This is a genomic window from Pantoea sp. paga (assembly GCF_007558755.1).
Taxonomy (GTDB): Bacteria; Pseudomonadota; Gammaproteobacteria; order Enterobacterales; family Enterobacteriaceae; genus Pantoea; species Pantoea agglomerans.
The window spans coordinates 822,510-845,972 of the sequence record NZ_VLTF01000002.1 but is presented as its reverse complement, the minus strand read 5'-3'; the positions used below and the strand labels follow the sequence as shown (position 1 = coordinate 845,972).

Annotated in this window: 15 protein-coding genes and 8 pseudogenes; 9 read left to right on the top strand and 14 right to left on the bottom strand. The window is 47.1% G+C overall.

Going from position 1 to position 23,463, the window contains the following annotated elements:
• Positions 1–75: 75 nt before the first annotated feature.
• Entirely contained in the window at positions 76–450 is a 375-nt protein-coding gene (locus tag FOV68_RS09675) for a helix-turn-helix domain-containing protein (protein ID WP_143990728.1), read from the bottom strand.
• 180 nt (positions 451–630) lie between these two features.
• On the opposite strand from FOV68_RS09675, the pseudogene FOV68_RS24545 reads away from it, so the two are divergent.
• The 3 genes and pseudogenes from FOV68_RS24545 to FOV68_RS09660 all read left to right on the top strand — a co-directional run bounded on the left by FOV68_RS24545 (position 631) and on the right by FOV68_RS09660 (position 1,902).
• Positions 631–1,158, top strand: a pseudogene (locus FOV68_RS24545) (hypothetical protein).
• 14 nt (positions 1,159–1,172) lie between these two features.
• Complete coding sequence (locus tag FOV68_RS09665) at positions 1,173–1,532, top strand: acyl-CoA dehydrogenase (RefSeq protein ID WP_143990727.1); 360 nt, start codon at positions 1,173–1,175, stop codon at positions 1,530–1,532.
• A gap of 34 nt (positions 1,533–1,566) precedes the next feature.
• Positions 1,567–1,902, top strand: coding sequence for a hypothetical protein (locus tag FOV68_RS09660; RefSeq protein ID WP_143990693.1), 336 nt, complete (start codon positions 1,567–1,569; stop codon positions 1,900–1,902).
• 55 nt (positions 1,903–1,957) lie between these two features.
• Here the strand turns inward: FOV68_RS09660 and FOV68_RS09655 are convergent.
• A pseudogene (locus FOV68_RS09655) lies at positions 1,958–2,526 on the bottom strand (IS3 family transposase); the annotation flags it as partial.
• A gap of 3 nt (positions 2,527–2,529) precedes the next feature.
• Here FOV68_RS09655 and FOV68_RS09650 point away from each other — a divergent pair.
• Positions 2,530–2,667, top strand: a pseudogene (locus FOV68_RS09650) (integrase core domain-containing protein); the annotation flags it as partial.
• Positions 2,668–2,684: 17 nt separating this feature from the next.
• Positions 2,685–2,810: pseudogene (locus FOV68_RS09645) on the top strand (transcriptional regulator); the annotation flags it as partial.
• Between the two features lie 268 nt (positions 2,811–3,078).
• Here the strand turns inward: FOV68_RS09645 and FOV68_RS09640 are convergent.
• The 3 genes and pseudogenes from FOV68_RS09640 to FOV68_RS09630 all read right to left on the bottom strand — a co-directional run bounded on the left by FOV68_RS09640 (position 3,079) and on the right by FOV68_RS09630 (position 7,571).
• Positions 3,079–4,701, bottom strand: coding sequence for a UvrD-helicase domain-containing protein (locus tag FOV68_RS09640; protein WP_143990692.1), 1,623 nt, complete (start codon positions 4,699–4,701; stop codon positions 3,079–3,081).
• On the bottom strand, positions 4,698–6,401 hold the full coding sequence (locus tag FOV68_RS09635; RefSeq protein WP_143990691.1) for an ATP-dependent endonuclease: 1,704 nt from the start codon (positions 6,399–6,401) through the stop codon (positions 4,698–4,700). Before FOV68_RS09635 ends, FOV68_RS09640 begins: the two co-directional genes overlap by 4 nt.
• Positions 6,391–7,571, bottom strand: a pseudogene (locus FOV68_RS09630) (tyrosine-type recombinase/integrase). Before FOV68_RS09630 ends, FOV68_RS09635 begins: the two are co-directional and overlap by 11 nt.
• A 315-nt stretch (positions 7,572–7,886) precedes the next feature.
• On the opposite strand from FOV68_RS09630, the pseudogene FOV68_RS09625 reads away from it, so the two are divergent.
• The 3 genes and pseudogenes from FOV68_RS09625 (at position 7,887) to kwaB (ending at position 10,839) form a co-directional block, all read left to right on the top strand.
• Positions 7,887–9,091 (top strand): annotated as a pseudogene (locus tag FOV68_RS09625) (tyrosine-type recombinase/integrase).
• A gap of 198 nt (positions 9,092–9,289) precedes the next feature.
• Positions 9,290–9,880, top strand: coding sequence for an anti-phage protein KwaA (kwaA, locus tag FOV68_RS24035; RefSeq protein ID WP_186289728.1), 591 nt, complete (start codon positions 9,290–9,292; stop codon positions 9,878–9,880).
• Positions 9,877–10,839, top strand: coding sequence for an anti-phage protein KwaB (gene kwaB, locus FOV68_RS09615; protein WP_143990690.1), 963 nt, complete (start codon positions 9,877–9,879; stop codon positions 10,837–10,839). The genes kwaA and kwaB overlap by 4 nt, the downstream gene beginning before the upstream one ends.
• A gap of 240 nt (positions 10,840–11,079) precedes the next feature.
• On the opposite strand, the pseudogene FOV68_RS09610 reads toward kwaB, so the two are convergent.
• A pseudogene (locus FOV68_RS09610) lies at positions 11,080–12,202 on the bottom strand (IS3 family transposase).
• 21 nt (positions 12,203–12,223) lie between these two features.
• Between FOV68_RS09610 and FOV68_RS09605 the strand changes: the two are divergent.
• Positions 12,224–12,643, top strand: coding sequence for a hypothetical protein (locus tag FOV68_RS09605; RefSeq protein ID WP_186289727.1), 420 nt, complete (start codon positions 12,224–12,226; stop codon positions 12,641–12,643).
• 275 nt (positions 12,644–12,918) lie between these two features.
• Here the strand turns inward: FOV68_RS09605 and FOV68_RS09600 are convergent, their stop codons facing one another.
• The 8 genes and pseudogenes from FOV68_RS09600 to FOV68_RS09565 all read right to left on the bottom strand — a co-directional run bounded on the left by FOV68_RS09600 (position 12,919) and on the right by FOV68_RS09565 (position 23,448).
• Positions 12,919–13,896, bottom strand: a complete 978-nt coding sequence (locus tag FOV68_RS09600) for a hypothetical protein (protein WP_143990688.1) — start codon at positions 13,894–13,896, stop codon at positions 12,919–12,921.
• A 1,053-nt stretch (positions 13,897–14,949) separates the two neighbouring features.
• Positions 14,950–15,858 (bottom strand): LysR family transcriptional regulator, encoded by a 909-nt coding sequence (locus FOV68_RS09595; protein WP_143990687.1) that lies wholly within the window; start codon positions 15,856–15,858, stop codon positions 14,950–14,952.
• A 400-nt stretch (positions 15,859–16,258) separates the two neighbouring features.
• Positions 16,259–17,080: a M55 family metallopeptidase gene (locus FOV68_RS09590; RefSeq protein ID WP_031593999.1), complete on the bottom strand. Its 822-nt coding sequence runs from the start codon at positions 17,078–17,080 to the stop codon at positions 16,259–16,261.
• A complete protein-coding gene (locus FOV68_RS09585; RefSeq protein WP_143990686.1) occupies positions 17,077–18,120 on the bottom strand; it encodes a P1 family peptidase in 1,044 nt (347 codons plus the stop codon). Before FOV68_RS09585 ends, FOV68_RS09590 begins: the two co-directional genes overlap by 4 nt.
• A gap of 2 nt (positions 18,121–18,122) precedes the next feature.
• The gene (locus FOV68_RS09580) at positions 18,123–19,007 is read right to left on the bottom strand and encodes an ABC transporter permease subunit (RefSeq protein ID WP_010669958.1); all 885 of its coding nucleotides are present in this window, start codon (positions 19,005–19,007) and stop codon (positions 18,123–18,125) included.
• Entirely contained in the window at positions 19,004–19,936 is a 933-nt protein-coding gene (locus tag FOV68_RS09575; protein WP_060680040.1) for an ABC transporter permease, read from the bottom strand. The genes FOV68_RS09580 and FOV68_RS09575 overlap by 4 nt, the downstream gene beginning before the upstream one ends.
• A gap of 83 nt (positions 19,937–20,019) precedes the next feature.
• Positions 20,020–21,560 (bottom strand): annotated as a pseudogene (locus tag FOV68_RS09570) (glutathione ABC transporter substrate-binding protein).
• Positions 21,561–21,582: 22 nt separating this feature from the next.
• Positions 21,583–23,448 (bottom strand): ABC transporter ATP-binding protein, encoded by a 1,866-nt coding sequence (locus FOV68_RS09565; protein WP_143990685.1) that lies wholly within the window; start codon positions 23,446–23,448, stop codon positions 21,583–21,585.
• Positions 23,449–23,463: the final 15 nt, after the last annotated feature.

Genomic DNA, 23,463 nt, shown 5'->3' with positions numbered 1-23,463 from the left:
TAGTACAATATTCAGTAACGACATTTCACCAAGAATACACCTATAAATAAATTCACATAGAAACTAATTCTAAATTTATTTTATGAATTCATCTAAAAACAGGAGAAGGCTTTTCTTTTTTCCGAAATCCAATTTATTCCAGACTTGATCGAGGCGTTGTTTTAATTCTTTATCAAGCCCAGATAGATAGTCAGATGGGATATTAGAAACATTCAGATCATCCATGCAATCAATAAAGAACCAACTTATTGGTGTCTTTAGAGACACTGCAATTTTAACTAGATGCGCAACATTTATCTTATTCGTTCCTCGTTCATAGCGGGAAAGTTGTTGCTGAGATATATCGATAATTTCTGCAAGGTCAGCTGCGGTTAACCCGGCTTCTTTACGTCTGCTCTGAATACGCTGTCCTACCAGCTTATCAGCTGAATCTGCCACCAGTTTAACCATCATTTATTCTCCCGTCCGTCCATAAGAGGAAGTTTGGGTCTTTTTTACTCTTGCATGAACGCCTCTAATGACCTTAAAATCCAATAAATACTCACTTATAGACCAAACAAAACTAAGACTTAAGAGCTGAGTGACCAGCAGATGAGCCTTAGAACAAAGGGGGACAGAAAGGGGAACATTGTGGCAACCACCATTACTGAGATAACGGATTGATTTGAGTACTTTTTCAGCTCCCTTTACCGGCGTGAATTTGTCAAAACACTGCGTCTGAATGAATGCAGCGAGCGGGAATTACTGCCATTAGTACGTTGCTATTTACTGGGTTGGTTTGCGGATAACGTCTCGCCAGAAATTAAAAGCAGGCTACCTGGAACGGTATCCGGGCATGGTTTTATTGACTTTGTGATTGACGATGTGGCTGTTGAGTTTGCAGTCCGTAAGCCAACAGCAGCTCGTGCCAATGTCTCCGCAACCGTAAACAGCACGGAAGTGAAGAAGCTAATGAAGCACGACGGCAAAGCCCTGCTTGTACTGTTTGACTTCTCTGACACGCCCTATTCAGAAGAACAGATCGAATCATTCCGTAAGTGGCCCTCCCTGGGTCGGGGGAATCACCGTAAATCAGCTTTCAACATTGTGTATTTCTTTGTGGAAAAACGCAGGCCGCTGGCACTGGGGAAAATCACCAAAAACATTCGTATCAGCTAACAGGATATTTAATGATGGAAAGAACAGTTACTGCATTAGTACTGACAGCCTTAGTCCTCCCGGCAATCGCAGCTCAATACGGTAAGCCAGGTGCAGTTTTAACGCTAAAGCCTGGGAACGGTAATGCGGAGTTCAGCATCAACGCATCAGCCAAAGATGGCTCAGGGACCTGCAACATGGAAGGTACTGCACAACAAGTAGCTGCTGGTGAGAATCAGAAACGCCGTTGGGTCTGGAACGATAATTCCAGTCAGTGTGTTGTCGTGCTCAGTGAAATGAAAAATGAGAAAACCAGCGTAATGACTCGTGGTTACGAAGGATACTGCGGGGCTTCGGCAGCAGGCGCTATGGATGGTCAATACGGCAAAAAATAATAAAACGGCACTTTGATTTGAAGGGAAACAACAAATGAAAATAAATATACTTTTGGTACTGATTGCAGCGGGTTTAATAGTAGGCTGCGGCGATAAGACACCAAAATGCAATAGCGATGACGCCAAGAATCTGGTCGTTGATATAGCGCGGAAAACGATAGAGAAAGGAATGACGCTGGATAAGGACGTACGTATTTCTGTCGAGAACGTCAGGACGGTAAGTCATGAGTCGGGTCTTGATATTTACCAGTGCGCCGCTGATTTGACTTTCGCCAAACCAAATATGAAAGATTCATTGCCTATTACGTACCGGGTACAGAAAACGGAGGATGGCAAAGGGCAGTTTTATATAAACGTATATGGCTTATGATAGTTAAACGGCAAAGGATACCAAGTAGCGTGGAGAGAGTTATCTTGGCATTTACCTATCTAACATGATTGGAGTGACCCCACAACCGTAGACAAATTCTGTCCTCACGACGAGGCCTATTCGAAGGCCCCGGACTGACGCCGCCGAGATGACTGTGGCAACTGGCCCGATTATTGAAGACTTCAATGTAATCGAAGATATCCGGCCGGGCCAGATCCCGGGTTTTATATATGCGTTTTCTGAACCGTTTTTTTTCAGCAAACTGAAGAACGATTCGACCACCGCATTATCCCAGCAGTTGCCGCACCGGCTCATACTGGGTGCCAGATTATTGCCCGACAGAACCGTTGCTAGTCGTCGTTGCCATACTGACTGCCCTAGTCTGAGTGCTCGATGACCTCGCCGTCCGGTTTTCGCTGCCAGACGGCCATCACAAGCGCGTCGAGCGCCAGTTCGCGTGAGAGAGTGGGTTTCATCGACCAGTCGACCACGTTACGGGCGAAGAGATCGATAACCACCGCCAGATACAACCATCCCTGCCAAGTGCAGATATAAGTAATCGGTGACCCAGACCTGATTGGCCAGGGTTACAGTAAACTGTCGCTGCACGCGATTTGAGCCAACACTGAAGCACGGGAAATCACGGAAAGCTGGCTGAATGAATACAACAGCGAGCGTCCCCATGAATCCCTGAATAACCTGACGCCGGAGGAATACCGGCTGATGGCTGAAAAACCGGAACTCTCAAAAAGTGCGTGGAACTAAAACGGGTGTGCTTACACTACCACCAGTGCATCAGTATTGAATGCTCGGCTACGTTCCGCACCACCGAGACACTCGACGGCGTGATACGCAAACCGGCGATGCCGGAAAATCCGATTTTGCAGGCAGATATTCATCAGCAATAACCTCCCCGAAAATGTCCCGATTTATGTGCGCTGGTACTCGTTACCGGCTGCGCCCTCAGTCCCCCAAAAAAGCCCAAAAATCCCATTATTTTTTCGAAAAAAAACCTGCATGCATCAGGTGCATTTAATTGCATTTAATTCTCTGACTGCCAGAATCCCGCCCGCGCCAGATCTGGCGGGGCCTGAACTAGGTCATGCATCTGCATTTAAATTGCCCTGTAAAGCGGGCAGGCGAGGCGGAGAAAGCACTGCGCGCTGAGATGTATAATTAAATATTTCTGTATAGCCCTTCAACACCTCTTAGCGACAAGAATTGAGAAGGCTTCGCGCGTTTTAATTCATGCTGATAATTTAAACGTTCTGTAGAGTTAATTAGCACCACCGCTTTTTTTGCCCTAGTAACTCCAACATAATGCAGATTAAGACATTGTTCATAGTTTGAAAAAACCACATCAAAACTTCCCTCGATAAACTCTCGACGCGGAAGTATCCAATCATAAAGATCTAAATGAAAAACAAAGTCGAATTCCAACCCTTTAGATTTATGAAGAGTCATAAGTTGTAATTCATCATTACCAACTGGTAAGTAATTATTCAACATCATTTTATTTTGTAATACAGCGTTGACAGCATCAATATGCCGAGCCGAAAGATCTTTATTAATTAATAACTTTACAGCCTGACGCAATGCTGGAATAAAATTTAAATCATCGGCTTTTCTAACATATTTAATGGCATTCCGCATTTCTCTCAATGCATTTCGTTTAACCACTTTGATACTTAAATCATCAATAATCTCCTGAGCTGAAACAAGAACATTAAACCGATAACTCAACAATTCCTTTATTAGAAGAGACACGTTCCCTCCAAGTTTAGACAGATCGTCATCAATATATGCTCTTAATTTTGTTCGAACGAGGCTAGACATCAATAAAACAGAGCTATTTGTTGCCGCAAGTAATGCTATTTCTCTTTCTTCAGAAATCCCAAAAGTTTGTTTGACATTGTTAATATTATCATCAATCCATTTAGCGACCTCTTGCTGGGAACCATCAATTGTTGTTCTGTATACCTGAATATCATCGGTAACTAACAGCTCACAGTTTTCACTCAACATTCTTGAGGCATAGTTTACTATCGAAGAATGAGATCTATGATTGATCGTTATTTCAAATGGTTTGAATCCACTATCCTCGCCTAATAATGACATTAAATATTTAGAGCTTTTTCCTGCGTATAAGAATATTGATTGGTCAATATCACCCACGGCAACAGCTTTTACTCCAAATCCAAATATCTTCAAAAATATAAGATGTTGAATAAATCCAGCATCTTGATATTCATCTATATACATCGAGGTATATTTCTTGCAAAGATATCTACGACAAGCCAAAGACTTACACAATATATAGTATGCAAGCAATGGAACAAATTCCAAAACTAAAAAACCTTTAGCATATAAATGCTTTATTTCTTTAAAATCAAATGTATCGATTTTTTCACAAACATATACATCATTATAAAAAATAGAAAGACTATCTTTGGCAACAGAATCTAAATCATTAAATTTAACTACCTGTAAATTATTTACACTTCCCCACAGGTGATTAATAAATTGATAGATCATCTCAGTTAAATAAAATTTATCAATCGTTCCAAAAAAACTTGACTTTGAATCTGGCAATGTTTTTGAACATCTTCTTTTAAGTTCATCACTTGCTTTGTTAGTGTATGATATGGCAACAACACCCTGAAATTCCTTACAACTAGCCAAATCGAGAACGATCTTCTCTACTATTACAGCTGTTTTACCACTACCAGGACACGCTGTTAGTACCATACTGGATGGATAATCTATAGCTAGTCTTTGCTCATGGGTAAACTCAATCATTTCATCTCCTCCGTAGCTAGCATTACAGCAGCCAAAAGAGGTGCAATTAATTCACCTGTAGAAATAGTTTTTAGCGTATGGGAATACTCCTTTAAGAATTCTTGCATACGGATTGCTTTCTTTCCCCTTAAATATTCAGCAGCCTTTTCTTCATCATCTACACCCACATATTCTTTTAGTTGTTCGCTTAGTTCAATACTAATATCACCTTCCAAATCATTAACTGAAACAAAAACATTACTTTTCTTTAATGCGTCCTTATAATGATAATACTTTTTGACTCTTTGTTCTTGTGAGATTTCGATTAATTCTTTTTCGAGAGGATTCATCCCGCAAAGAACTAAAGCTCTGTTAAGTCCCGAGTATTGCCACTCATTTTTTCTAGGCACTTTTGATGAATCATTGTCTGTCCGAGCAACCCATTTAATCTCGAATGCATCAAGTATTTTTCTGTAAACTTCAAATTGAACACCGTCAACTGATAAAATACTTATATTAAAGTAATCCAGATCGATTTTGCATTCTTTAGCAAGAGCTTGATAAAAGAGCATCTCTGAAGGACCTTCAACTAAAAAAACAACATTAGCGAAAAATGCTTCAGCTGGCAGTATACTTATTCTATATCCCATTCCCTGCCAAGCCTCACTGATGCAATTAGAACACCCCTCGCTTGCTGCGTAAGACTCTCCTTCAGAAGAGCATATTTTTATTATCGAATCTGGAGAGTAGTTTACAGCAATCTGCGGAGAATGAGTGGTAACAAGAGATTGCCCTGGTAACTTATTAATCAAATACTCAGATAATTTTCTTTGTTGATGTGGGTAGAGATGTGACTCTGGTTCTTCAACACAATATATTACTACTTCATTTTCAATATCATGCTCGCGTACGCTTTTAGCTTTCCATAATGCAAGTAAAATTTGGTTATTGAATCCATCACCACCAAGCATTAGCTTTTTGCCATTTGTGTTTGAACTTAACTCTAATTTTTCAATAAACTGGTCAACCCCGATTGCACCTGAATCCAGCATTACAGAAACCTTCTCATTATTATATGATAATTTCTTTAACTCATCGTTTAATTCTTTGGTTGCACTCGAAACATAACTAATTTCTTTTACTTTATCGTTAACACTATTCAGTAAATCGCTTAATGAATTTAAAGTATATTCATCCTTTTTAACTTGCTCATCATTTCTCATTTCCTGTGCAAGCCGAAGCAAATGTTTTTTCTCTGTAGATATATATTTAGCAAGGTCTCTTTGGGAGTTTACATAACGTAGATTTAAATACTTAAGATAAAACCTACTGCTAATCTCAGCCATGTCAAACTGGGTGTGACCTATAAAAAAATTATAATCTAATGAAGTTCTTTGCGCTTTGTATTTTATGAATGTTTGTGAATCTTCACTTACATACCCCGCTAACTTAGAAAGAACAGCATCCTCTTTTATCTCTCGAAAATTTATTATTATCTCTAGGACATCACATTGATTCCCTTTTTCATCAATATGAAAATCGCTGTTTTTAGGTTCTATATCCAAATCAGAAAAACTTTTATCCAACAGGATACGCAATGAATACAAGAGGTTAGTTTTCCCAACATCATTGCTTCCTATTATTAATGTTGAATGATTTAATTTTATAAAACTATCGGAGTAGTTCCTAAAACCTTTCAGATAAACATTGTCAATATACATTTCTGTGCTCCGTCATGAAAGAAGAATACCACTGAAGCATATCTCTTCGTTTTTCTAAATATTGCGCATGGTTATAAGTTCCGCGGATATTATTTTTATCTGCATGGGCTAACTGCATCTCTATCCAGGATGAGTCAAACCCTTGTTCATGCAACAGTGTAGACATCATATGTCTAAATCCGTGACCGGTAAGTTTTCCACCGTAACCAATTCTTTTGATAACCTGATTTATACTTGCTTCACTCATAGGTTAGTGCGGATCATTCCGTCCCGGAAAAACATAACGATAGTTCCCTGTCATTATCTTGAGTTCATTGAGTAAATCTAACGCTTCAGTTGATAATGGCACAAGATGTGACCTTCGCATTTTTATCCTTTCGGCAGGAATTTCCCAAATAGCTTTATCTTGATCAAATTCTGACCATACGGCTGCACGTAACTCTATGGTTCTAACACCAGTAATCATGAGCAATTTCGTGGCAATTAGGACTAATCGGCTTCCAGTGTAACCGTCTAAGGCACGTAGAAAATCTGGTACCTCATCAGCTTTTAGGAATGGAAAGTGATTTGATTGGTGTACTTCGAGGGCGCTTGAGAGATCTGCCGCAGGGTTAAACTCGGCTCGACCTGTAGCAATGGCATAGCGGAAAACCTCAGAACAGCGCTGTCGTACCTTACGCATCTTTTCTAACGCCCCACGCTTTTCAATTTTACGCAGCACATTAAGCAGCTCTAAGCGCTTAATCTCACCGACTGGTCTTGCACCTACATACGGAAAATATCGTTCTGAAAAGCTTCCATGATGTCCGAGGCATATCCTGCCGACCATTTGGCTGACTTCATTTGATGCCACTCTCTGGCAATCTTTTCGAAAGCATTCTCAGATTCGGTTTGCAATGCGAGCTTATGCTCTTTTCGAACCTCACTAGGGCTCTTTCCTTCCGCGGCCAGTTTCCGAGCTTCATCACGACGGGAACGGGCATCTGCAAGTGTGATTGTCGGATACACGCCAAGCGAAATCATTTTGGGTTTACCGGCATAGCGATAGCGGAACCGCCAGCTCTTACTTCCATTTGGTTCAATAAGCAATGACAGCCCCAAGCCATCTCCCATTGTATAGGCTTTAGTTTCAGGCTTAGCGCGGCGAATCTGCATATCGTTTAAAGGCATGTGTATAGGAATCCAAGACCGAACAGGAACATATACACAATCCTATACACATTCAGTACCGGACTCTACTGGATGGTTATGGAAACCAACGGACTAAAAGGCAATAAAACCTTTATAAATCAGGTTATTTATGGATGAATACGGACGTTTGGGTAAGTTGAGATGGTACCGACAATAGGAGTCGAACCTGTTGGACCGTTCGGCATTCCAGCAAGTAAATAACTTACTGATTTTACAAACGAATGCGCTGCTCCTGAAAGGCAATTACTGACAAGACTGATCAATGTTGCCCCTGAATATTAGCCAGGATAACACATGAAATACAAGCCTAATTCGTATTTAGTCAGAGAAAACTCAACCATCTACAGCGTGAAGATAACGTTGCCCGAATACATGAAATCCTTGTTCGGCAATCGCACATGCTTCATGAGAAGCACTGGCACAAGTGATTTGCGGGAAGCGAGGGTTTACAGAGACAAAATCGTTGCTGAATTCTTTGAAATCCGTGAACGGATGCGCCCAAAGAAACAAGGAACTAAGATTGAACAGGTCAAAAATGAACTAAAGCAAATTAACAGACACGTTTCGGACAGCAGCTTTAATGCTGAGCCTGCGAAGGCTTGCCCTTCCCTAGCGCATCTGCGTGATGAGTTCCTTAAGCAGTTTACAGAGAAGCGCAAGCTATCAACCTTGAGCAAGTACATAAAATCTGTGGACGTGTTTACTGCTCACTTTGAAAAGAAGGATTTCAAGCTTTACGAGATAAACCGCACGATGGTTACTGCTTGGCTTGATTATGAGAAAGGCGATAAGGCTTCCCAGACGCTAGCTAACTACCTCGCGTGCCTGTCTCAGTTGGTAGAGTTCGCGAAGAATCGCTATCACGATGCATCAAAAGCAAATCCTTTCAAAGGACATAGACTGGAAGTCAGACGAGAAAGAGAGAGCTATTCGCCTTATACCAACGAGGAGTTAACTAAGGTGTTTCCTTTGCTTGATGAAGAGATGAAAGCTGTGGCTCTTATTGGATTGTATAGCGGTATGAGGCTTAATGAAATCTGCTCACTGACGGTTGATAGAATCGCCAATGTTGAAGGCGTGATATGTATGGAAGTCCGAGAAGGTAAAACACGTTCAAGCGTTCGTTTTGTCCAGCCCACAGCAAGCTCCAACCACTCATTAAAAAGCTGATAGAAAAGCATCACAACGGGTTTCTGTTCTATCGTGCATCAATCACTGAACGCGCAGACGGAAAGCGCTCAACGTACCATACGCAACGCTGGACTAAAGCGAAACGAAAAGCATTAGGCGAAAAAGGTACTGAAATGAAGGTGTTTCACAGCCTCCGTGGAATGTTCATCAGTCAGCTTGACCGTGCCAAAGTTCCAGAAGATAGGATCGCCCTGATTGTTGGTCATGAAAGAGGGCAAACAGAATCGTTCAAAACTTATAGCCAAGGCGCAGGCATGGAAGAGTTAGCAAGTTATGTTGAGCTGATCACTTACCCTGATTTCAATTGAAAGGTTAAGGTGGTTAAGTACCACCTTATAAAATTCATTTTAATCAATGAGTTGAATAGGTCACTACCAGTTTGACTTATGGTTAATACAAAGTGTGATAACAAAGCCCTGCAACTGTATAAATAACCAGTATTTAGGTGTATAATTTCCTTGCGAATATAAGCGTTTTTTATTTATTATGCTTAGACAGGGGGAGCAATGAAACATAAAGGCACATTTGATAAGATAGGCCTCTACATACTGTCTTTGATGATGCTTTTCGTTTTCATCATCGTTTTAAGCGCAAAAATACCGATGTGCTGGGGTTCCGGTTGTGAATTCATTGGATTTAAAAAATTATTCTCAACTAATCTTGTACCCTTAACGTGTCTATTTTTTATAGGGTTAGCTTATTATTTCTTTCGGCGTTTCCGTTCAATAGTAAAAATCAATAGTTCAGACTCAGTACGAATTACAGCTTGTCAAAGTGAAAACTATGAGAGTTTAACGTTCCTAGCTACTTATATAGTACCGTTTATGGGATTTAGCTTTGATGACACACAAAAAAATATAGCTTACTTCCTGTTGATAATAGTTATAGGATTAATATTTATCCGAACTGACAAATATTATGCTAACCCAACCTTAGCAATATTTGGATATAAGTTATATAAAGTAGACATCTCACATGTCGGTAGTGGAGAGACAAAAAACGTCATTGCAATTTCTACTGACATTTTAAAAGTTGGCGATCAAGTCTTTTATAGCTTCTTTGATGATTACGTTTTCATAGCAAGGAAAAAAACATGAATCCTGACAATTTAAAGAAAGAAATTAACGATATTTTTGAAAACTTCACAGGCATAAGAATAGTATTCATTGTTAAGGACGAAGAAAATTACAAATTAAAGATTTCTAAAATCGCAGCCGAATCCCTCCCTAACATCACACAGGGATTTAAAAATAGTCTAAATGATGACATCATTAATAATGAGGACATTACAGTCCCACTGCTTTCAGATTACGATGATAGAAAAAATGCTATATTTCTATTTGATTATGAGCAAGAGCCAAAAGAGTTTGGCTTTATCAGAGATGCCATAAGGATCCCGCCAACATCACAAGATTATTATGATTTTGATGGAAAATTCAAGGATATCAAAGGGATAATCATTCAATTAAGAGGTAATGACAAATGTCTATCTCTTTATAAAAATAAAACTCCTCTTACTGTTTTCGAGCAAAGCCGGAAAATGTGTAATTTAATACCCGATCCTAATGGGTATCTGAAAGAATTACCTGAACAAGTCTTTCGTCTGGATTTCAAATATGATTTAATGTTAATTGATGGTAAATTCTTAATCAAAAACCAAAACACTCTTGAAAAGACTATGAATTTTCATAAAATCATAGAAGCTCAAGCACTTGTAGCCTTAGAAGCATTAAAAGCATCATCGCTTATCCATGACATTTCACACCTTGAAAAAAACTCTCGGGAACTGACAGTTTCTAGAAAGCTGGCCAAAATTTCGAAACACTCGCCTGTTCTAGGAGTAATTGACGCACCATTAATCATCGATTATGTAAAGCAACATACATACCTTTCAAAAGTCATGTTAATTAGTGAAGATGGTAATCATCTAATAGTCAAGACAAAAGTCTCCCAAAAACACTTCATTAAATTAATGAGTGATGATTACTTAGAGTCGCCTTTAACGAAAATACTTTATGATTCTCTTGCGAAAGATAAGATTATAACAGATTCTTAATTCAAAATGCCCTTCTTTTAGAAAGCAGGGCATTTAAACTTAATACTCACTTTTTAACATATTGTCGCGGCGATGTTTTTAGCGCTACCGTGATCGGCCATCTACGGGCCAAGCGGTTACAAAGAACTTGCTTTGATAAGCAATGTTCGCGTGCGAGGGCTGTCATATCTAGGAACTGAAAAATGTCATCTTCAGAACACTCTATCTCTACTGACCTGCCCCCAGGATTAAATACAAAACTCAGTTAGTAATGTCGGATCCTTCACTCTCAGAATTACCCTTTCTCCAGCTCGCTGCAAATTCAGACGGCGTCTGATAATTCAGCGTGGAGTGCGGACGACATTCGTTATAATCCTGACGCCATTCGCTGATGGTTTTCCTGGCATGACTGACGTCGCTGAACCAGTGCTCATTCAGGCATTCATCGCGAAAGCGTCCGTTATAACTCTCAATAAATCCGTTCTGTGTCGGCTTGCCGGACTGGATAAGTCGCAGCTCCACTCCATGCTCAAAGGCCCACTGATCGAGCGCGCGGCAGGTAAACTCCGGGCCCTGATCTCGGTTCTTATCGTCGCAGGATATCCACGAAACAGCGCAATGCTGTCCAGAATACGCGTGACCTGCACGCCTGAAATCCCGAAGGCAACAGTGACGGTCAGGCATTCCTTTGTGAAGTCATCGACGCAGGTAAGGCACTTGATCCTGCGACCAGTAGCCAGCGCATCCATGACGAAATCCATCGACCAGGTTATGTTGGGCGCCGCCGGGCGGAGCAGTGGCAGACGCTCTGTTGCCAGCCCTTTACGACGACGTCTGCGTTTAACGCCCAGCCCGTTCAGATGATAAAAGCGGTACACGCGCTTGTGATTAACCAGAAGCCCTTCACGGCGCAGCAACTGCCATATGCGGCGGTAGCCAAAACGCCTGCGCTCCAGTGCCAGTTCAGTAATGCGCCCTGATAAATGGGCATCAGCCGCCGGACGCTGAGCGTCATAGCGGCAGGTCGACAGGGACAAACCTGTGAGTCTGCAGGCACGACGTTGCGACAGACCGGTCGCATCACACATCAACACCACGACTTCGCGCTTCTGGTCTGTCGTCAGTACTTTCGCCCAAGAGCCACCTGGAGCGCCTCCTTATCCAGCATGGCCTCGTCGAGCAGCTTCCTGAGTCTGGCGTTCTCTTCCTCAAGTGACTTCAGGCGCTTAACCTCAGGCACCTCCATGCCGCCATACTTCTTACGCCAGGTATAAAACGTGGCGTCGGAAATGGCGTGCTTACGGCAGAGTTCCCGGGCAGAAACGCCGGCTTCAGCCTCGCGGAGAATACTGATGATCTGTTCGTCGGAAAAACGCTTCTTCATGGGGATGTCCTCATGTGGCTTATGAAGACATTACTAACATCGCGGTGTATTAAGCAGGTCAAGCTGAACTGGAACCTTTTACTAAAGGGGCAGTACCCTTGGGATAAAATTGGTACTCAAATTCTTTCAGCTATAAACATCCGGAGCAAGTCTAACGCAGCTGTAGTTGAAGGCAGGCTCGAACTCATCAATGGAAGAAAACCTGATATCGTAGCGTATGGCAATGCGGGATTTCAAGGCTACGTTGTATTTGGCTTTACAAAAAGCAATGTTTTTATTTTGGAAAGTTCTCAATGCAATAATGCTACCTATATTTTTGATAGCAACTGGGAATACCTATCCCAACTTAGTAAAGCTGAGATATTGGATGCTAATTTGCATAAAGGCAGAGTTATACATAAAAAATCATGGCAAGCCGAAATAGTAAAATTCCTGCCATAGCAATTCTAATAGCGCGAGCTTTCTCTCGCGCTTGTCCTTTCTTAACAATTTTAAATATATTAGCATCCGTAAAGCTCCTTTAGGTATACTCACCACTGCCCTCCTATTGCGTCTGGCTGCTAAGGTGCCAACTGTGCAGATTACGTTAATACTCTCTGAGGAAATGGAAGTGCCAAATGGGAAGTTTTGTATGTATGAGAATGCATAGCGGAGTGAAGGTGGCAAAGTCTGCGCCCTGCCACCATACAAAGACGTTTGAAACGAGGGAGTCAAACTTACCTATTGATGTAATCCTGCAAGTTAATGCGAAGCCCTAAACCAGCACTCATAATGTTGTTTACATCTTTATTCATCAATCCATGTGCTGCTAATTTAGCTAACTCTGTTGCACTGAAATCAGACTGCAAATGAGCAAGGTCTGCTCCAATGCTATCTGCTAAGTGAATCAGTATCGACTCATCGATTGACGAACCTAAGCCCTCATCTAATGTAAAACTACCCGTTTTTAAATCTTCAGAAATGTAGTAGCTATAATCGACTGCTTTCATTTGATCTTCTGAATCCAAGTAGTCATCGTAATCTCTCCAAGAATCGTCAGATGAAACAAAAAAATCGCAATCGTCTATCAATAGAATTAGTCCGGCTCTACCCGCTTTTGAAAAAGTTAAGACCCCTCTAACATCCAGCCTATGGCCGTTATACATTCGATCCCCTTCTGGATCGTATTCCCCTTCAAGTGTTCCTGTATCCTCAATTTTCCATTCATTAATCGAGGTCCACAGATCGCCACTGGTGATTAAATTATCATCCATGTAAGGGTATTCTGGGTAAGAAGCATTACTATCAGCCATAACCCCAGATTCTTCTGCATCTTCGTAAATCAATTTCGCAAGTAGCTCTCGCAGATGATCGTCATAAAAATTCTCAATCGAATCATAAACCGCGATTCCTAATCCGGCTTTAACTTCACTAATACAGATATTGAAAACATCGTCAGACATGGTGAATTTTAGTGCTCGTTTTTTCCCATAAGGAACATTTAAAACGATAAATTCAGCATCGAAAAAGTCGTAGTCCTGGTCATCAGGTTTGCTTTCAACAACCAATGCTGCATGGCTGGCATAACCTAATAATGCAGCAATAACCTCATGAAGCTGCGACCGCTTCAGGGATGTTTTTTTGACTTCAGGACGTTTGGAGATGTTGTAGCAGATAGTTTGGATAGCTGCGTTCATGATAAACCACTCCGACATATCAGATCTCTTGGCAATCATTTAAGGTTTGGTATTGGACATTTTGTTACCCTCACCATTTGCCAGATCCGACACTATGAAGAAGGTTTAAAAGTGATTTGAGGTACTGCTACCTGTTTTAAGCTGTCCAAAGCTTAGGCGGGTGCCTAAGCTCACTATACCGCCTAAAAGGTAAAAAGCAATAGAAGCCAATAAGCGCCGTGATGGGGTATTAACCAATCAGCGCCGTAGGCGTCATCTGTGTTGTACTTTCACTCATTCTCTTATCAGGTAGCCGTTATAGTCCGGTGGCTGAAACCGTGGCAGAGCCAGATACTTTCCCGATCTGGTTAGGATTCCCATCTATCGCCTGTTTATTCCCTGTGCTATCTCACGACATGGCATTACGGAACACCGCGCTAAGTGTGGAACGAATGAAAGTTTTAGGGAGTGTTTAAAGACGTGGGCAGAGTCTTCTGGCTTCAAGTTGATAGTGCTTGTTTGAGCCTGGTAACTACAAGCCGTCACATGCTAACATCCCAATTGCCACTGTTAACCATGACGGCAACATTTGGTCAGAAAACCCCTGATAAAACGTAGTCAAAACAGACCAGATAAACTCGTATAACTTTATGATTTTAAAGGATTTTGTCAGAGTGATACCGAAAACAGGAGTCGAACCTGCGACCTTCGCATTACGAATGCGAGCCGACTCCCAAATGAGTACAAGCATGAGTACATGAAAGATATGACGTTAAATAAACAATTAAATATCAATAACATGTAACATAAATCCCGACTCAACGTCTGATTAAAAATTGTTGTCTCATGGGGTTTTACTGAATCTCATGACCATCACAGAAAACAATTAAATCCACGCATTTGCGTGGATTTTTTATTTCAACGCCGTTTCAATAGTCTCTGTCAGCACATTTCAACAATGCCGGAATCATTACCTTAAAAAAGATTCACTGTTCGGGCTCCACGATTTCTGGTGCAAAAGTCAGCGAACGAATCTGATGCTGCCTGAGCACACCCATCTTCCCCTGCTCTTCACCTGAAAGCGGCGCTTATTCAGCCAGCCATAAACTGCGCTTCGCACTGCCGGGCGATCTCCCACAGTCTGTTACGGATCACCTGCTTAAGCTGCAGAGTGGACTGCGACTGTGGCTGGTCACGGCGGCTGATCAGCATCACTTCAAACGGCAGAGGCTGTGCTATGGGTAGCAGCTTTAGCTGTTCGGCATAGCGACAGGCGGTGAAGAGATCCACGACGCCCGTGCCGCCGCCTGCCAGCACCATATCCGCAATGACCGAATAGGTTTTAATCGACAACGATACGGCGGGATTCAGTTTTTTATCGCGCAGCGCTCGGTGAAGTACGCGTCCAAGCGGATCCTGAGCCTGCATCATCAGTAAATTATTGTTGCATAACCACGCAAGCGTAACGGGTTCATTACGGGGGTGATTGAGCGGTAACAGCGCGACCATCGAAGACTGAAACAGAGGTTCAGCCAGAAGATCCGCATCGACCTGCTGACCAAAAACCAGCGCGAAATCGAGCTGATTATCCAGAATCATCTGGCATAAGGTATTAAAGTGCTCGGTGACCAGTTCGACACTGACCGAGGCCATCTGTTGCCGCCAGGTGACCAATGCGGGCGCCAAAACCATCTGACCAAAAGCGTGAGCCGCTCCGACGCGAACTAACTGCCCTTCGCCCCGCCGCAGCTGTTCGGTGAGCTGGGTGATAGATTGCAGGCGCTGGCAGAGATCGTCTATTTCAGGCAGGAGACGTCGCCCTTCTGCCGTCACACTCATTCCCTGTGTACGTCGCTCAAACAGCGCAAACCCCAATTGCTGTTCAGCATGATTCAGCACACGGCTGATATTGGGCTGCGAGACATTGAGTAAGCGCGCCGCAGCGCTGATGCTGCCGGTCTGTACGATGGCCTGAAAGACCTCTATATGGCGGAGCCGCATGACTATTTACCCTGGATGGAATACCGAAAACGAAGGCCTCTCCGACAGGCTGTACGATCAGGTCCGGGCGGAGGGTGAGAGAGCAATCATTATCCTGTTGCAAAAACTGTACCGCAAAACCGTTGCAGGCTCAGCTGCCTGTCTCGCCCCATCCGTACCCGGCAGTCCTGACTGAAGCCTTTGCAGGGAGCGGGGTTCGTGCTGCCGTGGTGCAGTTAAAGGAGCGCTGGTCAGCAGCGTGGGTTGCGCGGATTTAAGCCAGCAGCGATCCTGGCTCGTCAGAGGGAAGATGCGCATGCACAGTCCGCAATACAGGCGGTGTGCCTGGCAGCGCGGTTTCAGGAGAACAGTAAAGGCGGGCTTACCGGGCTGCCGTTGCATGCAGCCCGGGATAATTTCTCTATGACTGTGTGCTCGCCAGATAAGAGAATGCACTGAGTAAACTGATTAACGTCTCCATATTCTCGGCCTGATACGCCACGGTAACGGCATCCAGACGCGTGACGCCGGGGATCAGGCTGAACAGATCGGCCAGCACCGGTTTCGTGGCCTGAAGGCGCATCGCGTAAGGTGCCGTCAGGCGGCTCGTGCTCATCTGAGGGGGATGTTGCAGTGCGGCGCTTGCTGCGGCAGCGATCGCACGCTGTGCCGCTTGTGGGCTGATTGATTCCGCGCAGGTATGAGAAATGGCGCGTTTTACACAGACGTAATTGACTGCTGAGTAGTGTTCCGCAATCCAGCTTTGTAACTGATCGTCGCCGGTGACCAGCAGCAATGGCGTGCCGTGCTCAGCAGCGGCGGCCGCATAAATATCGGTTTCTCCCATCACCAGACCATTGATATGGATACGCCAGAATGCCCGGCCGTTGATGGTATGCGCCAGTACGCCGGGTTCACCTGCTGCGCTGTGAAATCCCACCAGAAACAGCCCGTCGAACGTCTGCTGCTCTATCCCTTCCACCATCGACAGGACACGGGGTTTTCCCTGCACCAGCCGGGCGCGGGGATCGATATTTTCCGCACGCAAATTGGTCATCTGCGCATGACTGTCTGCCACCACCACTTCCGTTGCCCCGCCGGCAAAAGCCCCCTCAATTGCGGCATTCACTTCCTGCTCCATCAGACCACGGGCCAGCTGATGTTCCGGGTGGCCGGGTGTACATTGCTCCGGGCGCATGACACCCGCGATGCCTTCAATGTCGGCCGAGATAAAAATTTTCATGTCGTTAATCTATCCAGAATCTGCGTCAGTGAGGGGCGATGATGACCGCGAAAGCCGGTAACAGCCTCAGCGCTCAGCAAAGCATCCAGTACAGCCTGTTCAGTTGCATCTGCCGCTGCAGCAAGCAGCGGCTCCAGCGTGTCGTCCTGTGGCGGTTGCGGCAGAGGTTGCGTTGAAAACGCCACCGCAATATCGCCCGATCCGTGGCCCCAGTAACTGCCCAGCCGTCCCAGGCCGGCACCGGCTCGTTTCGCGATGCGCTTTAACTGACGTGCGTCCAGCGGTGCATCCGTCGCCATGATGATGATGACCGAACCGGCATCCAGCTGCGGCGTCTCCCCGGCCAGCAGCGGCGCAATCATCTCGCCAGCACGAACGCCATCGAGCGTTAATGCCTCCAGTGCGCCGAAATTGGCCAGCACCAGCACGCCAAGCGTTGCGTTGAGCGAGGGAATCACCCGCGAGGCGGTTCCGATTCCCCCTTTCAGGCTGAAACAGCTCATCCCGCGCCCTGCGCCGACGCTGCCGCGCGCGAAGTCTGCTGAGGCCGTCTGCAATGCCTCCTGCGCCATCGCTTCAGTGATGGCCAGCGCCTGGATATCATTCAGCCAGCCATCGTTGCACTCCAGCACCAGCGGATTGACCGTGGGCAGTGTTCGTCCCAGTTCCGGGTTACGACTGATGGCATCCCGCACCAGCGTGGTAAACAGCGTGCCGACCGCCAGCGTGTTACTGAGCAGAATCGGCGTCTGAAGCACGCCAAGCTCCTCTATCTGAACCAGTCCGATAGGTTTCGCAAAACCGTTAAGCACCTCAACCCCACACGGCAGCGGCGTGAGAAACAGATTGCCGCCCGGCGGTACGATAGCGGTTACGCCAGTCTGCTTTTCGCCTTCATTCAGCGTGTAATGTCCGACACGCACGCCCGCAACATCGCTGATTCGATTAGTGGGTCCGCAGGCGCTTCGCGGCTGCCCAAGCTGACGCAGGTCACGCCAGTGTTTCAGCAGCAGTTCACGCTGCAATTGTTGGAAATCCATAGTCAGCCCTTGAGTTTTGGATCGAGCGTGTCGCGCAGCGCATCCCCAAGCAGATTGAATGCCAGAACGGTAATAAAGATCGCCAGCCCCGGAAATACGCTCATGTGCCACGATCCGGCCATCATCATGCTTCGGCTCATCGCCAGAATATTGCCCCATTCAGGCACGTCAGGCTCCGGACCCAGTCCAATAAAACTCAGGCCCGCGGCTGTCAGAATACTGGTGCCAATGCGCATAGTGAAATAGACAATCACGCTGGAAAGCGTGCCGGGCAGAATATGCCGCAGGATAATGACTCTGTCTGGTGCACCGGCACAGCGCACGGCTTCAACATAGGCAGCCTGCTTCAGAGAGAGCGTCGACGCCCGCACGATGCGGGCAAATACCGGTACGCTGAATACCGCGACGGCGATAATGACATTGTTCAGGCCCGTCCCCAGCAGCGCCACCACCGCAATGGCCAGCAGCATACCGGGAAACGCGAATAATACGTCGGCACCGCGCATGATCAGCATATCGACCCAACCGCCGTAATAGCCCGCCAGTAAGCCCAGCATGACCCCGACCAGCATGCCGATCGTCACCGACAGCACGCCGATATAGAGCGAGATCCGCGCGCCATAGATAATGCGGCTGAGCAGGTCGCGCCCCAGTTCGTCGGTCCCCATCCAGTGTGCCGCCGTTGGTGGCGACGATAACGCCATCCAGTCCGGAGCCATGGGATCCCAGGGCGCCAGCCAGGGCGCAAAAATCGCCACTACAATCAACAGCAGCACAAACCCGCCTGAGACCAGCGCCAGAGGGTTCCGCACAAGGGCATGCAGGAAATCGCGCCACGGCGAACGAATAATCTGAGGCGGATTTTCAGTCAGCGATTGAATACTCATTTTGGCTCCTGTCGCAGACGAATGGCCGGATTGACCACCGCATAAAGCAGATCGACCAGCAGATTAATCACAATAAATTCAAACACGAACAGCATCACCAGTGCCTGAATCACCGGCTGATCCTGCGCTTTGATCGACTCAATCAATAACCAGCCTAACCCTGGCCAGTTGAAAACACTCTCCACCACGATGGATCCGCCCAGCAGAAAACCGAACTGCAAGCCCAGCATGGTAATTACCGGGATGAGCGCATTACGCATCACATGTTTCCACGTCACCAGGCGGTTACGCAGCCCTTTAGCTTTGGCGGTACGCACGTAATCTTCCTGCGCCACCTCAAGAAACGCCGAACGGGTAAAGCGCGCCATTACCGCCGCAACCGACGAACCCAGCGTGATGGCGGGCAGGACTATATCGCTGGCCCTGTTAAAGCCGCTGACCGAGAACAGCCCAAAAGGCATCGCGACGAACTGGATGAGCAACAGCCCCAGCCAGAAGGCTGGCATCGAAATGCCACCGACCGCCACGCTCATCAGCGTCCAGTCCTGCCATCTTCCACGTTTCAGTGCAGCCATAACGCCGAATAACAAACCGAGAATGACGGACCAGGTAAAACCCGCTAAGGCGAGCCACAGTGTCGGCATGAAGCCCTCTTTGATCACCTCCAGCACCGGTTGCTGGGTGCGATACGTGGTGCCCAGATCGCCCTGCAACAGGCTGCCGATCCAGTGGAGATACTGCTGCGGCAGCGGATCGTTAAGCCCGAGGTGCTGACGCGCCGCTTCGATCGCCTCAACAGGCGCATCCGGTCCGGCATAAATACGCGCCGGGTCGCCCGGCATGAGCTTGATAAAACCGAAAACCAGCAACGAGACCACCAGCAAAACCGGGATCATCTCCAGCAATCGGCGAATGATGTATGCAAACATGCCATTCCCTGAAATGAGGTGCGACTGGCCTCCTTACGTCCCTCATCCGTTCCGGACAGGGTGACGAGGAAGAAGAGACCGTCTTATTTAAAGGACGCCTGAGTGAACAGTAAATTACCATCAGGCAGCATCGAAACGCCGCTCAGCGTGTTGCGCTTGCCCACCAGATTGTCTGGCGTGCCAAGGAACGCCACCGGTGCTTCTTTCCACAACACCTTTTGCGCTTGCGCATAGGCGATGCCACGCTTTGCCGGATCGGCCGTCGCCAGCCCGGCAGCAATCGCTTTATCTGCATCAGGGTTACTGAAATAGGAGACGTTATACGAGGTCGGAACCCAGGACTCGGTGGCAAACAGCGGACGCAGCGCCCAGTCGGCATCCCCCGTAGAGGTCGACCAGCCGCCATAATAGAGGTCAAACTCCGCCTTTTTCGGGTCCTGAACGCCCCACAACTTAGCGTTGCGCGTGCCGGAATCCATCGGTGTTACCGTGGCACGAATGCTTGCCGTGGCCAGTTGCGCTTTCAGCACCTGAGCGGCACGGACGCTGGCCGTGGCGTTGGTCACCCAGAGCTTAAGATCCAGTCCCTCCGGATAACCCGCCGCTTTCAGCAAGGCTTTGGCCTTATCCGGCGCATAGCCGTAATCAGGATCGTCCTGTTTCTGATAGAACTGTACGCCTTCCGGGATCGCGGATGTGGCAGGTTTGCCCAGACCGGCGAAGGCCACTTTCAGCCACAGATTACGGTCAATCGCATAGTTGATTGCCTGACGCACCCGAACATCGGCCAGCGGCTTGTGCTGCGTGTTGATCGCCATGTAATAAAGATAAATGCTCGGATCGCGCTGAATGGAGAGGTGGCTGTCCTGCTGAACGGCTGCGATGAGGTCTGAAGGCAATGGCCAGATGGCATCCACCTGCCCCGATTTCAACGCTGCCACCCGTGTCGCATCTTCGGGACTCGGAGAGAAGATGACATGGTCGACTTTAGGCCATCCCTGCTGCCAGTAACCTGCATATCTGGCCAGCGTAACGGCTTTACCCGGTTTCCAGTCGACAAAGGTAAACGGACCGGTTCCCACCGGATGCAGTCGCAACTGCGCTTCGTCCGGATATTGCTTAAGAATTGACGGGCTCCACATCACCGCGGAAGGATGCGCCAGGGTGTTGATAAAGGCCCCGAACGACTGATTCAGATCGATTTTTACCTGGTCGGGTGCCAGCACCGTGACCTTATCAATCATTTTGTAGAGGCTGTTACGCTTCAGCCCTTTTTTCTGATCTGCCAGACGATCAAGGTTCGCTTTGACGGCGTCTGCATCAAAAGGGGTACCGTCCTGGAAGGTAACGCCTTTACGCAGCGTCAGCGTAAATTCGGTGGCACTGTCATTGAGGTATAACCGGTCGCCAGCCAGGGTTGCAGCTTCATCCGGGAATCAAACTGGAACAGGCGCTCAAAGATGCCGCTCTGAACCGAGTAGCTGACATTATCCGAGGTGTCGTGCGGATCCAGCCCCGTGATATCAGCATACATTGAAATGCGCAGATCCTGTGCCTGCGCAGTCATGACCAGCGTCGTCGTCAATGCGAGGGCGAGCGAAGTACGGCGAAACAGCGTTTTCATAAATTCTCCTGGTCGTTAAGGATTATTGCAATGCAATGCCGTCAGCTACCCAGTGCTGGGGGGCAACCTGCCGATATCGGGTTTTAGTGACCGTTTCGCCCACCTTACGTAACGGCGAGGGGATTTCGCTGTCATCGAAAATACGGGGCTGGCGATTTTCGGGATCCGCTACCGGCACGGAGGCCAGCAGACGTTGGGTATAGGGATGTTGCGGCTGATTAAATACCGACTGACGCGGTCCAAGCTCCACAATCTGACCGAGGTACATCACCGCTACGCGATTAGCAATACGCTCGACTACCGCCATATCATGAAAGATGAAAATCCACGCCACGCCCGTTTGCTGCTGCAGATCCATCATCAGATTGACCACCTGCGCCTGAATCGAGACATCAAGGGCCGATACCGCTTCATCCGCAATAATCACTTTCGGTTTCAGCGCCATGGCGCGGGCAATGGCAATACGCTGACGCTGACCGCCAGAAAATTCGTGCGGATAACGACGCGCGTGCTCTGGCAGGAGACCGACGCTCTTCAGCAGCGCGTCTATCTGTGGGGAAGCCTGCTCAAGCGAAGAGACTATGCCATGTAACAGCAACGGCTCGGCAATGGTGAAACCCACCGTCAGGCGGGGATTCAGTGACGCATAGGGATCCTGAAACACCATCTGAATTTCACGGCGGAGCGGCTGGAATTCTGCCTCTTTCAGGTCAGAGATTTCCTTTCCTTCAAAGTGAATACTTTCAGCTTCACTGTTGATAAGGCGCATCAGCGCCCGTCCGGTTGTCGATTTGCCGCAGCCGCTTTCACCCACGATGGCCAGGGTTTCACCTGGCCACAGACTGAAATCAATCTGCTCAACCGCATGCACGTGATGCGTCAGGCTCGATAAGATGCCGCTGCGAATCGGGTAATAGACTTTTAATCCGCGCACATCCAGCAGCGGCGCCACGTCATAGCGAGCGGTATGCTGTTCGCCTTGCACAGCCTCGCGGGCACCGGGCAGAGGAAAGCGTTGCGGCCACGTGTGTTCCCGCATATCGCCGAGTTTTGGTACTGCCGCCAGTAACGCTTTGGTATACGCATGCTGCGGGGCGGCAAAAATCTCAGACACGGTTCCCTGCTCTACCACTTCGCCACGCAGCATGACCACTACGCGATCGGCGATTTCCGCTACCACGCCCATATCATGAGTAATAAACAGCACCGCCATTTGTTTCTCACGTTGCAGCTCACGCAGAATATGGAGAATGCGCGCCTGTACGGTGACATCCAGCGCTGTGGTAGGCTCGTCGGCAATCAGGAGTTGCGGATCGCAGGCAAGGGCCTGCGCAATCATCACACGCTGCCGCATGCCGCCTGACAGCGAGTGAGGATAGCTTTTCATGACGCGGTCCACATCGGCGATACGCACCTGTCGCAGCAATTCACGCACCCGCGCATGGGCCTGCTTTCTGTCGCACTGGTGATGATCGCGTAATGCCTCGGTAAGTTGATCATCAATGCGCAGCACCGGATTCAGCGAGGTCATGGGCTCCTGAAAGATCATCGCCATTTCACGGCCACGCAACGTGCGGCGCTGAGCATCATCCAGCGTTTCTAACGCATGCACTTTTCCGCTGCGGTCGCGGAACTGCATGCTGCCGCCATCGACACGGCCGTTATTTGCCAGCAAGCCCATCACAGCCAGCGACGTGACAGATTTGCCTGAGCCGCTTTCACCCACGACGGCGACGATTTCACCTGGATGAATGGCAAAACTGATGCCTTTGAGTGCCTGATTTTCACCGCTGCGTCCATGAAACGAGACGCTGAGATCCTGAATCGCCAGCACGGGAGAGGCAGAGGCAGCGCGGGTTGCAGGGGAAGTACGTTGTGTGTCCGTCATCGTCGCCTCACAGAG

Excerpts from the sequence above, each read along its gene's own strand:
- FOV68_RS09665 (WP_143990727.1), top strand. The coding sequence starts at position 1,173 with ATGGAAAGAACAGTTACTGCATTAGTACTGACAGCCTTAGTCCTCCCG.
- kwaB (WP_143990690.1), top strand. The coding sequence starts at position 9,877 with ATGAATCCTGACAATTTAAAGAAAGAAATTAACGATATTTTTGAAAAC.
- kwaA (WP_186289728.1), top strand. The coding sequence starts at position 9,290 with ATGAAACATAAAGGCACATTTGATAAGATAGGCCTCTACATACTGTCT.
- FOV68_RS09660 (WP_143990693.1), top strand. The coding sequence starts at position 1,567 with ATGAAAATAAATATACTTTTGGTACTGATTGCAGCGGGTTTAATAGTA.
- FOV68_RS09580 (WP_010669958.1), bottom strand. The coding sequence starts at position 19,007 with ATGAGTATTCAATCGCTGACTGAAAATCCGCCTCAGATTATTCGTTCG.
- FOV68_RS09590 (WP_031593999.1), bottom strand. The coding sequence starts at position 17,080 with ATGAAAATTTTTATCTCGGCCGACATTGAAGGCATCGCGGGTGTCATG.
- FOV68_RS09675 (WP_143990728.1), bottom strand. The coding sequence starts at position 450 with ATGGTTAAACTGGTGGCAGATTCAGCTGATAAGCTGGTAGGACAGCGT.
- FOV68_RS09635 (WP_143990691.1), bottom strand. The coding sequence starts at position 6,401 with ATGTATATTGACAATGTTTATCTGAAAGGTTTTAGGAACTACTCCGAT.
- FOV68_RS09585 (WP_143990686.1), bottom strand. The coding sequence starts at position 18,120 with ATGGATTTCCAACAATTGCAGCGTGAACTGCTGCTGAAACACTGGCGT.
- FOV68_RS09595 (WP_143990687.1), bottom strand. The coding sequence starts at position 15,858 with ATGCGGCTCCGCCATATAGAGGTCTTTCAGGCCATCGTACAGACCGGC.
- FOV68_RS09575 (WP_060680040.1), bottom strand. The coding sequence starts at position 19,936 with ATGTTTGCATACATCATTCGCCGATTGCTGGAGATGATCCCGGTTTTG.
- FOV68_RS09640 (WP_143990692.1), bottom strand. The coding sequence starts at position 4,701 with ATGATTGAGTTTACCCATGAGCAAAGACTAGCTATAGATTATCCATCC.
- FOV68_RS09600 (WP_143990688.1), bottom strand. The coding sequence starts at position 13,896 with ATGTCGGAGTGGTTTATCATGAACGCAGCTATCCAAACTATCTGCTAC.
- FOV68_RS09565 (WP_143990685.1), bottom strand. The coding sequence starts at position 23,448 with ATGACGGACACACAACGTACTTCCCCTGCAACCCGCGCTGCCTCTGCC.
- FOV68_RS09605 (WP_186289727.1), top strand. The coding sequence starts at position 12,224 with ATGAAGACATTACTAACATCGCGGTGTATTAAGCAGGTCAAGCTGAAC.